We start from the raw sequence: 13,352 nt of genomic DNA, 5'->3' as shown, positions 1-13,352 counted from the left end.
TCTCCTACTCTCGCTTGGCCGAAATGTTTATGACCGTCGCGCTGTCGATCTTGTTGATCGTCTCCATCACATCGACCAGCACTTCAGCTTGCGCATCCACGTCAGCCTGAACGACGACTTCACCCAACGGATTGTCTTCGCGCAATTGCTTGAACGTGAAGCCCATTTCGTCCGGGTCGACCTTTTTCTTGTCGATGTAGATTTCACTGTCCTTGTTGATCGCGATCAGAATCGCGAGCGGCTTGACCTGTGCCTTATTATCCACGTCGGGACGAACGACGGGAACCCCGGGCTCCTTGATGAACTGCGCTGTCACGATGAAGAAGATCAGAAGGATGAACACAACGTCCAGCATGGGCGTCAAGTTGACGTCGTCTTCCGCTCCTCCGCCGCCACTGGCGGACTGGCGTTTTCTGCGTGCCATGTCTTGTCGCTCCTCTTATTCTACTGCTGACAGGACAAGGTTAACCCGGTCCACATAGCCAGCGTTATAAGCTGCATCCCGGATCAGAACGATCACACCGCTCTTTGCCTTGGGATGAGCCTGGATAACGACGGCACTCTCCGGCGTTTCGGCCCGGACACGTTCGATATTCGCCCGAACTGAACCAATATCTGTCGCACGCCCATTCACAGTGATGAGATTTGACTCATCAATCAGGATCAGGATGGCTGGCACCTGCTCCTGTTGCTCCTGATCAGGCGCAGGCGGAGGCGGAGGCTCCAGTCCCAACGCTTCTTCCTGAGCAAACGTTGCCGTCACAATGAAGAAGATCAGAAGAATAAACACGACGTCCAGCATGGGCGTGAGATCGACATTGGCTTCGTCCACATTTCTTGTCTTGCGTCCACGCATCAGCCGATCTCCATCTCGTCTTCGACCAGCTGGACAGACCTGTTCACGCGGCGATCCATGCCGGATGTGAAGAGAATGCCAGACAGTGACGCGACCATGCCGGCCATTGTCGGGATCGTGGCGCGCGACACACCGGCCGACATGGCCTTGGCATCCGCACCATTGGTGATGGCCATGACGTCAAACACAGCCACCATCCCCGTCACCGTTCCGAGCAGACCGAGAAGCGGCGCGAGCGCCACCATGGCCTTCGTCAGCTGAACGTTCTGTTCGGCTTTCGCACGAACTTCAGACACGAGCTTGTCTTTCACCCAATGGGCTAATGTTGACTTCCGATCGGAGCGCGAGCGCCACTCCGCGATCGCTTCCGCGGCCACCTGCTTGTGAGCGAACCTGAAATAGAACAACCGTTCCAGGATCAGTGCCCACATGAAGAATGTTGCTGCCATAATGACAATCAACACGGGACCGCCACGATCGAGGAAAGCTTGTAAATCTGCAAAACCCATATCGGGTTCCTCCTCCTCGAGTGAAACGAGGGGGATGGCTTACGCCATCGCCCCGCGCAGGGATTCCGCTTTCTCGGCAACCAGGCCAGCGGCCTGTTCGTCGAGGATCTGCTGGTTGGCACGCGCCATCGACGAGGCGACAGCGTGGATCAGCAAGAGCGGAACGGCGGCCACAAGGCCAAACACGGTGGTCATAAGTGCGACCGAGATACCGCCAGCCATCAGTTTCGGATCGCCTGCACCGTAGATTGTGATCGTGGTGAAGGTAATGATCATACCGATAACCGTACCGAGAAGACCAAGCAGAGGAGCCACAGCCGCGAACACCTTGATGATGTCGTTGAAGCGCTCAATGCGTGGAGATTCGCGGAGGATCTGTTCGTCGAGCTTGAGTTCAAGTGTCTCAATATCGGTATTGCGGTTCGTCTCATAAGCTTCGAACACGCGTGCCAGTGGATTGCCAGTGCCAGCCTGACGGGTTTTCGCCGTCTTGCGCATGGCGCCGCCCATCGTGAAGAGCGTGAAGACCTTGTAGAAACCGATGAGGATACCGATCGCAGCAAGTGCCGCGATGACAGCACCAACAGGGCCACCCTGCTGGAGACGGTCGCTGAACTTTGGAAGGTCGCCGAGAATCCCGAACAGGTTGCCCTTCGAAGGGTCAACCGGAGCACGAACAATCTGGTCCGGGCCTGCATTGATCAGCGAACCCATTCCTGAAGCAAATGCGCCAGATGGCTGCTGCCGGAAAGCCTGCAGGAACGTGTCGCCGCTGCCAGCCTTTTTGACTTCAACAAACTTCCTGCCGTCAGTTGTCGCAGCCGTAAACACGCCGACACGCATCAGTTCTGCTTCAGCGTTCGAGCCGTCCGGGCCAATGCCATCGACCACGGCAGTGAACGTTTTTACTTCTGATTGTGCCAGCATTTCCTGGAGCATTGCCTTTGGCAGACGCTCAAGCTGCGCACGGTTAGGAAGTGTGCGGGCTTCAGCAATTTCCGCAATGCCTTCAACGCGACCTGGATAGTCGAAGTTCGCGAACGAGTTCGAAATCTCCGGCATCGTTTCACCAGCAGCGGTCCGGAATTGCCCGAGCAGCTCCTGGAAGTCACCTGCCTGTTCGGACACCTGAGCTTCAAGCGCACCAAGCTCTGCTTCGTTGGCGTCAAATTCAGCGCCGAGCGCACGTCCACGCGCTTCGACAACCGCAAGTGCATTACGCGCCTCGGTCATCCTGGCTTCCTGAGCATTCTTGTCCTGCTGGAACTCGCGAAGGCGAGCCTGGTCAGCGGCGGACATCTCATTTGAATCCTTGCGGATGCTGTCCAGAACCGACTTCAAAGTCGCCTGTGCATCTGCAGGAGCCGCGAGTGTTACTGAGCTGAGACCGAGCAGCGTTGCCGCGCCCAGAGCCTTCAGCGAGGATTTAATATTCAACATTTTCTGTACCTCTTGTTCCCTGGATCGCGCCGACTATTCGACCGAGAATTTCTGAACCGGAGCAAACAGGACGTCCTGTTGTGCCTTGCCTTGCGCAACGCGGATCGCCTTGGCGATATCAGACGCGTATTTGCCGGGGAGCGATTCCCACGCACCCGTCGCCCTGTTGTAGCGAGATACCTTGCCATTTGGCGTCAGGTAAACGAGCGCGACGCGACCATAAAGAAACATGTCAACCGTCGTCGGGTTGCCGTCGAGGTCAATTTCTTCCTGCCAGGTGCTGATGGTGCGACCATATTCCATTTCAGCCTGATAGGCGTCCATGATCAGGCGGTACTGCTCTGCAGCCGTCACATTGGGTTGCTGCATGATGCCAACAAGACCGTCGAGACGGGCTTCACGTTCCGTCTGCTTGAAAGGAAGGTCAGCGGCAACGAACTGCTGAAGCTCTTCCACCATGCTCAGGAGCATCGGAACAGTTTGAGCCGTGATGTCGTCAATCGAACCAAGCTGCTCGGTAAGTGACACAATCTCTTCGCGTTGGCTCTTCACAACAAGTTCCTGTTGCTTCGAGTAAAGCTCGGCAGCGTCGCGACGCTGCAGCAATGTACGATACTCGCGAACCATATCGGTGCGCTGATCGTCGAGCTGATTGATTTGTTCCTGGACTTGTTCAGCACGCCGTGTGGCTTGCTCGCCCGTATTAAGCGCATCGCGCAACTGAGCCTGGGCCGGGATGGCCAGTCCAGCAATCAGCGCAGCGGCAATGACGCCGCGAGCTGGTGACAGAAGTTTCTTCATGAGGTTTGCCTCTCACTCTCCAAACGGTCGCGCAAAAAATTTGCGCGGGAAATCCGACAATCAGGCATCCTGCTAGCGAAGATGTCCCGGTTTCAATGCCTGGCCAAAAAAACACACCGGCCGAGTTAGGTTGGAAGTCGCAAGGCGAAGACGCCCGACACCTGCCCATTTTGGAGCGCTGCTCGCTCTCTCGCTTTGACCCTTGCCATTCTAGCAACAAGTCCGCAACGCCCTTATTTGCGAATACTGACGCTAACAACCCCGAACGACGGGATCAACAAGGCTTTACGATTCGTTTAGAAAATATCCTCGTCGCGATCGAACGCAACTCATGCAATACAGTAACGAACATGATTGCGCCATCGCGAACACCAATAAGGTGGCTGGGGTGCCAGGATTCGAACCTGGGAATGCCGGTACCAAAAACCGGTGCCTTACCGCTTGGCGACACCCCAACGCGAAGCAGGCGAGATAGCCACTCTTGCTGACGCTGGCAACACCCGATGACATTGTTTCATTCGGTCGGGCACATCTATTATGCAACCAGGCCCGCGTTTGCCAGGCATGTGAAGGTCGCCCTTTACATTTTTATCGATAATCGGCAAAGTCTATATTCGGCGTTTTTGGCTGCACTGCACGGAGTTTGCGCACATATGAAAACCTTTTTCTTGTCCATGGCAGGTGCTTTCGCTGCGATGTTTGTTTTTATCCTGCTTATCGTCTCTTTTTTTGTTGTTCTTATTGTCGGGGCGACAAATTCTGCCCCCCCCGCCCCGGACCGTGTTGTCCTTAGCCTCGACCTGAATATGGAGCTTCCCGATCAAAGCCCAGTTGGTGGTCTGGCCGCATTTTCACAGACACCTGGATTTATTGACCTGCTGACCAAGCTGAAGGCGGCAGAAACGGATGATTCCGTCCAGGGCCTCTACCTGCGAGGCGCCATGATTGGTGTCGGCAGCGCCCGCGCAGAAGAACTCCGCCAGGCCTTTCACAGTTTCCGCGATTCCGGAAAGTTCATCATTGCGCACACCCAGGGCACATACGGAATGAGTGGTCCTTCCGCGCTTCGATCGCTTACAGCCGCCGACGAAATCTGGATTCAGCCTGGCACCGACCTGTTTGCGACGGGGGTCACATTTGAAACCGAATTTCTCGCTGGGCTGTTCGAGAAAATCGACGTCCAGTCCGAGATCTACCCATTCTATGAATACAAGAACGCACCTAACTCCTACAATGAGACGTCGTACACAGAGCCGCACAGAGAAGCGATGACAGCTCTTGCTGACTCTATCTGGAGCGTCTCTCTCAGCGATATCGCCGAAGACCGCGGCCTGTCCGTCGAATCGGTAAAAAGCGCACTGGAAAGCGGCCCCAAATCCGCTCAGGAAGTCATCGACCTGAAGATCATGGACAAGCTGGGCTGGCCGGAAGAAGCTGAGGAAGCAGCCAGGGAACGCGCGGGCAAGGACGCTGAACTCGTCGAGCTCGCGATGTACATGCCGCCGACCATCAGTATCAAGGCACCTCTCATCGCGGTTGTAGGCGGCGAAGGCGCAATCATAACGGGCGGTGCCGAAGGCGGATCACCATTCTCGAGCCCTCCGGCATTTGCTTCCGACGCAGTTGCACGCGCCATTCTCGATGCTGGCGACAATGAAAAAGTCAAAGCAATTGTCTTCCGCGTCGACAGTCCTGGTGGCTCGCCGACAGCTTCCGATCAAATCTGGCGCGCCGTCAAGCGGGTGCAGGAGAAGGGAAAGCCGGTTGTTGTATCGATGGGTTCGGTGGCGGCGTCTGGCGGCTATTATGTATCGGCAGGCGCTGACTACATCCTGGCTGACCGCTCCACGATTACCGGATCGATCGGCATCTTCGGTGGTAAATTTGCCCTGGAAGGCGCGTTCAACAAGATTGGCGTGACGTTTGATACAGTCAGCGTCGGAGGCGAATTTGCTGACGCCTACGGATCGGGAACCTTCACGCAAGCCCAGGAAGCCGAAGTGAAGGCCTGGCTGAAACGAGGCTATGATCGCTTCCTCGGTATCGTGGGTGAAGGCCGCGGCATGACCTATGACGAAGTGCACGCTGTCGCGCGCGGACGGGTCTGGAGCGGCGAAGACGCCATTGAAATCGGACTGGTCGACGAGATCGGCGGCTTCATGGACGCCATCGACAAGGCCAAGGAACTCGGCGGGATTGACGCTGACGTGACCCCGCGCCTCACATTCTACCCTCGCCGGAAATCCGGATTCGAAGCGCTCGAAAGCCTGTTCGGGGTTTCGGAAGAAACGGCGCGCGTTGCCTACATGCTTGGCATGGTGGCGAATGACGACCGCATGCAGGTCCTGATTGAAGACCTTGCAAGAGCCGATGCCGTCAATTCGGGCCAGATGCTGGCTGTTGGGCCCAGGTTGCGTGAGCACTGAGACCCGACAGGATCTGAGGTTCAGGGCCCGCCATGACGATGGCGGGTCCTTCATTTCCGGAAGCTGACCTAATCGATCAAGGCGCCCGCTGGCGTGCACAAAGGGAAACTACGCCTCGTTCGAATAAGCGCCGAACCCAAGACCTTCGGCAATTCCGGTAAAATCTGCCGGAATATCAGCCTTCACCGCCAACACACCACCTGATGGCTTTCTGATCTCCAGCGACACGGCATGCAGCATCAGGCGCGGACCATCCTGCCTGCCGTTGCCGTATATGGCATCGCCGAAAATGGGGCAGCCGGCATTTGCCAAATGAATCCTGATCTGATGCATCCGTCCGGTTTCAGGAAAGAGTCGCATCATCCCGTATCCTTCGCAGCGCTCCAGCAGGTCCCAACCCGTGCGCGACGCCAGAGCCCCCTTGCGATCTCCGCGAGCAGCAATCATGCGAACCCTTCCCGCCTCCTGAACCTTGATCAGTGGCGCATCAAACATTCCCGAATTTTCAGACGGGAGGTTTCCGCCAACAATTGCGAGATAGGTTTTCCGTGTTCGCCGTTCAGAAAACTCTGCAGACAGGCATGCGGCAGCAGGCTGTGTCTTTGCAACGATCACTATCCCGGATGTACCTGCGTCGAGCCTGTGAACAAGCCGAGGGCGCTTACCATTCGATCGCGCGAACGCGTCCAAAAGCGAGTCCAGCGACCGCGTGATCCCCCGGCCATCCTGGACTGGCAACCCAGACGGCTTGTTAAAGGCGATGAGGTCATCATCTTCATACACAATCAGTGATCGGATGAATTGCCTGTCTTCAGGAGACACGTCTGGTACGGGTCTGTTGCGGGTCATGATTTGCGCTTGCGATTGGCCCGAATGTCAGCAATCTCCTTCAGGCGTTCGGCGATCTGACGCTCACGTCCCTGTCCTTTCGGGGCGTAAAATGTCTGGCCAGACATGCCATCAGGAAAGTAATCTTGTCCTGATACACCAGATTCGAGATCGTGATCGTATTGGTACCCCTGACCATACCCCTGGTCTTTCATCATGGCCGTGGGTGAATTGAGGATATGTTTTGGCGGCATCCGGCTGCCGGTCTCCGCAGCGGCACGACGCGCAGCCTTGTAAGCCAGGTATGCCGCGTTTGACTTGGGCGCGGTTGCCAGGTGGATCACCGCATGGGCGAGCGCCAGTTCTCCTTCCGGGCTGCCAAGACGTTCATACGTTCTTGCCGCCTCACCACAAATCATCAGGGCTGTCGGATCGGCGAGGCCAATATCCTCGCTGGCCATCCGAACCAGCCGGCGCGCCAGGAAAAGTGGATCTTCGCCTCCCTCGATCATCCGGGAGAACCAGTAGAGGGCCGCATCCGGATCTGACCCCCTGATCGATTTATGCAATGCTGAAATGAGATTGTAGTGCTCTTCGCGGTCCTTGTCATAGGCGGGCGCGCGTCTTTGTACTGCGGCGCTCAACGCCTCCAGAGACAGCGAGACCGTGTCATCCGCCAACGTGAAGACTTGTTCGGCGAGATTGAGCAGATAGCGGCCGTCACCATCGGCCATATCGATCATGGCCTGACGCGCGCGGCGCTCGACCGGCAGCTGACGCTTTTCGAGCGCTTCAGCGCGCAAGAGCAGCGTTTCCATGTCATGCGGCTCAAGGCGCCTCAGTGTGAGAACCGCGCAGCGAGACAACAAGGCGCCATTCAGTTCGAAACTCGGGTTTTCCGTCGTCGCCCCCACCAAGGTGACCGCGCCGCTTTCGACATGGGGCAGAAATCCGTCCTGCTGGGCTCTGTTGAACCGGTGGATCTCGTCTACAAACAGCAAGGTCCCGTTGCCGACTGACCTTCGTGCCTCCGCCTTCTCAAATACGGTCCGCAGGTCTTTCACACCCGAGAAGATGGCACTGATGGCCTCAAACTCCAGTTTGGACTCTGTTGCAAGAAGGCGCGCGATGGTCGTCTTTCCCACCCCTGGTGGTCCCCAGAGAATGATCGAGGAAAGGCGACCGGTTTCGAGCATCCGGCTCAGCGGCGCGCCCTTTCCGATCAAATGGTCCTGCCCCACCACCTCAGCCAGCTTCGCAGGACGAAGACGGTCCGCGAGGGGACGCGGCGCAGAATCGGCGAGGCCAGAGGCGGCAAACAGATCAGACATAAAGCACTCCTATGCGGGAACCGCCTTCGTGATAAGATCAACGGGGAGGAAAAAAACATGTCGCTTGAGATTAGCCCGTCAGGGCAGCCATTCGGCGCATCCGTCACGGGCCTGGACCTGTCCAGGCCGGTTTCAACAGATGTCGCAACTGAAATACGCAGCGCCTGGTTGCAGCACCACGTGCTCGCGTTTCCGGATCAACAAATGGGTGACGACGATCTGGAACGTTTCACACGCCTGTTCGGACCGTTTGGGGACGATCCATTCATTGCGCCAATTCCAGGCCGCAAGCATATAATCGCGGTCAAGCGAGCGGCTGACGAGACCGCTCCCATCTTTGCGGAAAGCTGGCATACAGACTGGAGTTTCCAGGAAAAGCCGCCGGCCGGAACATGCCTTTATGGCATCACCATTCCGCCCCAGGGTGGCGACACGCTGTTTGCGAACCAGCATCTTGCGCTTGAACAAATGCCCGATACTCTCCGTCAGCGAATTGAAGGCAAATACGCTATCCATTCTGCGCGCAACGCTTATGCACCGGCAGGATTCTATGGCGAGCAGGACCGCGCGTCGGGACGCTCCATGGATATCCGTCCATCCGCCGATGCAGAGGCAACGCAGCTTCATCCGATCATAGCACGCCACCCCGAGACAGGGCGTGAAGCCCTGTTCGGCTGCGCTGGATACATCATCGGAATTGAAGGCATGGAACAGGCAGAAGCATGGGAGCTCATGACAGAGATATTCCGCTGGCAGACCCAACCCCAATTCCAGTACCGCCAGAAATGGAAGTCCAACATGCTGGTCATGTGGGACAATCGAAGCCTGCTTCATATGGCGACTGGCGGCTACAAGGGCTTCGATCGCCTGCTGCACCGCACAACAATCGGTTCCAACTGACATCTTCCCGTTCGCAGCATTCAAGCGTAGCCTGCTCCCCATAAAAAGCAAAAGTGGGGAGGATACCTTGGCGGACACTATCCAGAGCCTGGAACCTGACATCCCGAATCCTTGGGACCTTCCCCTGGAAACACTGGATGTTTCGCGTGCGGAGCTGTTTCTGCACAATCGCCATGGCGACTATTTTCGACGGCTGAGACAGGAAAGCCCGGTTCATTATTGCGAGAAGAGCCAGTTTGGCCCCTTCTGGTCGATCACCCGGTACGACGACATTATCGCTGTCGACTCCAATCATCATATTTTCTCGTCGAAACGGGATATCGTCATTGGCGATGCACCGGATGATTTTGACACACCGATGTTCATCGCCTCAGACCCACCCGTCCATGACGTGCAGCGCAAGGCCGTGCAGCCTGCCGTCGCGCCCACACAGCTGGGCGATATCGAGGCACTGATCCGCCAGAGGGTGAATACGATTCTCGATGCCGTCCCCGTTGGCGAAGAGATCAACTGGGTTGATCTTGTGTCCAAGGAGCTGACGACCCAGATGCTGGCGACACTGTTCGACTTCCCGTTCGAAGATCGCCACCTCCTGCCCTACTGGTCCGATGTGACGACAACGTCGGAAACGGTTGGCATCGATGTCGACATGAAGCATCGCGAGGCGGAACTTCACAAATGTCTCGCTTATTTTGCAGGCCTTTGGAAAGAGCGGGCTGCGCAGCCTCGCAAGTTTGACTTCATTTCCCTCTTTGCCCACGATCCCGAAACCAGGGACATGATCAACAATCCAATGGAATTGCTCGGCAATCTCATGCTGCTCATCGTCGGCGGCAATGATACGACACGCAACTCGATCTCAGGCGGCGTCGTCGCGTTGAACGAATTTCCGGAGGAGTATGCCAAGCTCAAGGCAAACCCTGGACTGGTGCCCAACATGGTGTCAGAAATCATCCGCTGGCAAACGCCGCTCGCGCACATGCGGCGCACCGTGAAAGAGGATTTTGACTTCCGCGGCAAGCAGATGCGCAAGGGCGACAAGGTCGTGATGTGGTATGCATCTGGCAATCGCGACGAAACCGCGATCGAAAACCCGGACCAGTTCCTTATCGACAGGGCAAATGCCCGGCGCCACCTTTCATTTGGATTTGGCATTCACCGCTGCATGGGCAACCGTGTCGCAGAAATGCAGCTCCGAATCCTGTGGGAAGAAATTCTTGCACGCTTCGACCACATTGAACTTGTCGGGAAGCCGCAACGGGTGCTTTCCAACTTCGTCCTCGGCTATGAAAATGTGCCCGTGATCGTTCACGCAAAATAGTCACGTCTAAAGCGTCACGGTGCCCTTGATCATGCGGCCGTTCCGTTCGAGTTCGATATTCCAGCTGCGGGTCTGTGGCTCCAATGCCATATCCAGATCCTTTACGGATTTTGTCGATATGCCGTTTACGGAACGGATGATGTCTCCTGGCCTGAAGAAATTACGGGCAATCGACCGCCTCAGGACCGAATGCACATAGATGCCCGATCCTTTCTGGAACGGGTCGAGACCATTTTCCTCGGCAAGCCGGGGCGACAATTCGACCACGCGCGCACCTGAAAAGACATTCTGCCCGTCCAGCAGGACAATATCGGCCTCTGTCGCTCCCGGCGGGGGCGCAAGCTTCACGCTTTTGGTTTCGATTTTACCTCCCCGTATCAATTTCAGCTCGGCTGTTTCACCTGGGCTTTTGATCGCAGCGAGGAATTTGAGCCCCTTCTCATCAAACACCTCACGTCCGTCAATGTCGGTCACGAGATCCCCGCGCCGCAAGCCGGCGCGATCAGCTGGCCCATCTTCATAGACTTCTGTCACCATCACACCGATCGGCCGGTCAAGCCCCTGTGCTTTGGCGATGTCATAGCTGACCGCCTGCCCGGCCAGGCCAAGCCAGGGCCTGACGAACGTACCCTCATTTATGGCGGCGTTGACAACCCGTTTGACCATCTCCGCCGGAATGGCGAAGCCAATGCCGTTGGAACCGCCCGAACGTGAAAAAATCGCCGTGTTCACGCCCACAAGTTCGCCCTTCGTGTTGACGAGCGCGCCACCGGAATTTCCCGGGTTCACGGCCGCATCCGTCTGCAGGAAGAAAGCATAGTCCGAAATGCCAACATCGGTGCGCGCTGTGGCTGACAGGATGCCGCTCGTCACAGTCTGGCCGATGCCAAACGGGTTTCCGATAGCAAGAACGAGGTCACCAACCTGCGCAGCACGCGTATCCGCAAATGGTAGCGTGGGCAGTACAGCACCTTCTGTGTCAATTTTCAGCACTGCCAGATCCGTCCGCTCATCGGCGAGAACAAGTTCTGCAGCGAACTCCCGTCGGTCGCTCAGGACGACCCGGAATGACTCTGCGCCTTCCACAACGTGATTGTTGGTGACGATCACACCATCACCACCCACGATAACGCCGGACCCGAGTGAGTTCTGGACACGCTCTCGCGGCGCGACGCCACCGGAGAAAAACTGCTCCATTGGCGAGGCCCGGGACGTGACCCGCTTCTGTGTGTAAACATTTACGACGGATGGAGACGTGAGTTTCACGAGCGGCGCGAATGACAGCTCCATCTCGGTCCGGCTTTGCGGCACCTCCTGCCCATCAGCAAAGAGCGGGGTCACAGCAACAATCAGGAGCGCCAGCACTGCCAGCCCAATAACCGCCAGCAGCTTCGAAATATGCTTTGTCATGGGAAATGCTTGCATCATGACTAAGGCTCTATTGCGGCATCGCGGCGAAGGCAATTCGGCTGTTTATGACATTTCAGTCAGAATTTAATCGACGAATACCTGCTTCTCACGCTCTGAAAGGGCTCGCAGGTTTGCCTCATGCCCTTCGCGGCTGATCCGGTAGAAGGATACGCAAAAAATCATGAGCATCCAGATCGTCAGCAGCGATGCAGCATACCCGAGACCCAGCATCTTCAATTGCGCCTCCGGCACCATTCCGGGCCGCATTCCAGGCGCAATTGACGCCACCGAGAGTACAATGGCCGCCAGCATGACGCCAGATCCCTGAGCCAGCTTGCGAATGAAGCTGATGCCGGCAAAGAAAATGCCCTCCGACCTGCGCCCGGTCTCCAGCTCGCTATCCTCAACGACATCGGCAATCATCGACCCAATCAGCATTTGAGTCACGATGATAAGCGCGAGGTCAAAAATCGTGATGGAAATGACAATATTGAAAAGGGCGTCAGTCCCGTTGGGGGGCATCAGTCCGAGAACTCTCGCCAGCACCGGAGCCGGCGCAATGCTGAATGCCAGGGCGCCAATGATGATCGCTCCCCGCTTCTTGCCCAGTGTCTTCCCGACAATCGGCGCGACGATGAGGGCGATGACCGCCGATATATAGACGGCAACTGTCAACAATGCTGTCTGGTCCGTCGTGAATTCCCAGAACAGCCCATTTATATACTGGTTGAGCGACGCTGAAATACCGGTCGCAAGCAGGCCGAACAGGGTTGCCAGGAAGAGCGCCCTGAATGACGGATTAGACACCGTTTCAAGAATCTCGCGGAAAATCGTCCCGAGGCTCAGCTTGCGTGGCGGGGGTGGCCGCTTCAGATGCGGAATGTGGCTGTGGGTGCCTGCAGTGGTCGCAAACACCGCAAGAAAGATTACAATTGAGGCCCAGAGGCCGTAAGTCTGCCAGCCCTCCTTGTTGAAGAACCCGGAAGGGTCGGCTTCAGTCGGACGCAGAAGCAAGGCAAGAAGTGCGATCTGAATGCTGAGTCCCCCGACCCAGGCAAAGAAATAGCGAAACGACATCAAAGATGTACGCGCGTCATAATCGCTGGTCAGTTCGGCTGCGAGGGCATTTTGCGGCACCTCATACATCGTAAACAGGATGCGCACACAGATGGTCAGGACAACCAGCCACAGGAACAGATCATTGCCCGTGAGGCCCGCAGGCGGGTTCCACGCAAAATAGTAAGCGATCGCGACCGGCACCATGGATGCGTACATGAAGGGGTGTCGTCTTCCCAGACGGGTCCGGAAATTATCTGACCAATACCCGACGACAGGATCCGAGACGGCATCAACCACGAGCGCAATGAAGAGTGCCGCAGCGACCAGCGAAGCTGAAACACCGAGCACCTGACTGTAGTAGAACAGCAGAAAATAGTCGAAACCGTTATTCTTGACCCCGTCGGCCACGCCGCCGACGCCAAACGCGATACGCGTCAGGTAGCTGGGTTTTCCTTGTGAGCCGATGGCCAT

The 13,352-nt window shown here is 56.7% G+C and carries 12 protein-coding genes and 1 tRNA gene; 3 read left to right on the top strand and 10 right to left on the bottom strand.

Annotated features, from left to right (window positions below; translation table 11 throughout):
- Positions 1–4: 4 nt before the first annotated feature.
- From ACQ66M_RS15270 to ACQ66M_RS15245, 6 genes are all read right to left on the bottom strand, one after another.
- Positions 5–424: an ExbD/TolR family protein gene (locus ACQ66M_RS15270; protein WP_350171909.1), complete on the bottom strand. Its 420-nt coding sequence runs from the start codon at positions 422–424 to the stop codon at positions 5–7.
- A gap of 15 nt (positions 425–439) precedes the next feature.
- Entirely contained in the window at positions 440–856 is a 417-nt protein-coding gene (locus tag ACQ66M_RS15265; protein WP_350171907.1) for an ExbD/TolR family protein, read from the bottom strand.
- Complete coding sequence (locus ACQ66M_RS15260) at positions 856–1,365, bottom strand: MotA/TolQ/ExbB proton channel family protein (protein WP_350171905.1); 510 nt, start codon at positions 1,363–1,365, stop codon at positions 856–858. Before ACQ66M_RS15260 ends, ACQ66M_RS15265 begins: the two co-directional genes overlap by 1 nt.
- A 39-nt stretch (positions 1,366–1,404) precedes the next feature.
- The gene (locus ACQ66M_RS15255; protein WP_430404881.1) at positions 1,405–2,805 is read right to left on the bottom strand and encodes a MotA/TolQ/ExbB proton channel family protein; all 1,401 of its coding nucleotides are present in this window, start codon (positions 2,803–2,805) and stop codon (positions 1,405–1,407) included.
- A 33-nt stretch (positions 2,806–2,838) separates the two neighbouring features.
- Entirely contained in the window at positions 2,839–3,606 is a 768-nt protein-coding gene (locus ACQ66M_RS15250) for a DUF3450 domain-containing protein (protein ID WP_350171901.1), read from the bottom strand.
- Between the two features lie 380 nt (positions 3,607–3,986).
- Positions 3,987–4,061, bottom strand: a tRNA-Gln gene (locus tag ACQ66M_RS15245).
- Between the two features lie 198 nt (positions 4,062–4,259).
- On the opposite strand from ACQ66M_RS15245, the gene sppA reads away from it, so the two are divergent.
- Positions 4,260–6,032 carry a signal peptide peptidase SppA gene (sppA, locus tag ACQ66M_RS15240; RefSeq protein ID WP_350171899.1) on the top strand — a complete coding sequence of 591 codons (1,773 nt, stop codon included), beginning with the start codon at positions 4,260–4,262 and terminating at the stop codon, positions 6,030–6,032.
- 108 nt (positions 6,033–6,140) lie between these two features.
- On the opposite strand, the gene ACQ66M_RS15235 is transcribed toward sppA, so the two are convergent.
- Positions 6,141–6,881, bottom strand: a complete 741-nt coding sequence (locus tag ACQ66M_RS15235) for an RluA family pseudouridine synthase (protein WP_430404879.1) — start codon at positions 6,879–6,881, stop codon at positions 6,141–6,143.
- Positions 6,878–8,191 (bottom strand): replication-associated recombination protein A, encoded by a 1,314-nt coding sequence (locus ACQ66M_RS15230; RefSeq protein ID WP_430404877.1) that lies wholly within the window; start codon positions 8,189–8,191, stop codon positions 6,878–6,880. Before ACQ66M_RS15230 ends, ACQ66M_RS15235 begins: the two co-directional genes overlap by 4 nt.
- Positions 8,192–8,248: 57 nt before the next feature.
- Here ACQ66M_RS15230 and ACQ66M_RS15225 point away from each other — a divergent pair, with 57 nt between their 5' ends.
- Both ACQ66M_RS15225 and ACQ66M_RS15220 read left to right on the top strand, forming a co-directional pair.
- Positions 8,249–9,091, top strand: coding sequence for a TauD/TfdA dioxygenase family protein (locus ACQ66M_RS15225; protein WP_350171893.1), 843 nt, complete (start codon positions 8,249–8,251; stop codon positions 9,089–9,091).
- Between the two features lie 67 nt (positions 9,092–9,158).
- The gene (locus ACQ66M_RS15220) at positions 9,159–10,412 is read left to right on the top strand and encodes a cytochrome P450 (protein WP_350171891.1); all 1,254 of its coding nucleotides are present in this window, start codon (positions 9,159–9,161) and stop codon (positions 10,410–10,412) included.
- 6 nt (positions 10,413–10,418) lie between these two features.
- Here ACQ66M_RS15220 and ACQ66M_RS15215 read toward each other — a convergent pair whose 3' ends face one another.
- Both ACQ66M_RS15215 and ACQ66M_RS15210 read right to left on the bottom strand, forming a co-directional pair.
- Positions 10,419–11,822: a Do family serine endopeptidase gene (locus ACQ66M_RS15215; protein ID WP_350171889.1), complete on the bottom strand. Its 1,404-nt coding sequence runs from the start codon at positions 11,820–11,822 to the stop codon at positions 10,419–10,421.
- Positions 11,823–11,906: 84 nt separating this feature from the next.
- The gene (locus ACQ66M_RS15210) at positions 11,907–13,352 is read right to left on the bottom strand and encodes an MFS transporter (protein WP_350171887.1); all 1,446 of its coding nucleotides are present in this window, start codon (positions 13,350–13,352) and stop codon (positions 11,907–11,909) included.

Origin of the sequence: Hyphomonas sp. (assembly GCF_965284475.1) — a bacterium.
Lineage (GTDB): Bacteria > Pseudomonadota > Alphaproteobacteria > Caulobacterales > Hyphomonadaceae > Hyphomonas.
The sequence above is the reverse complement of the archived record's forward strand: the minus strand, read 5'-3'. Positions and strand labels throughout refer to the sequence as shown.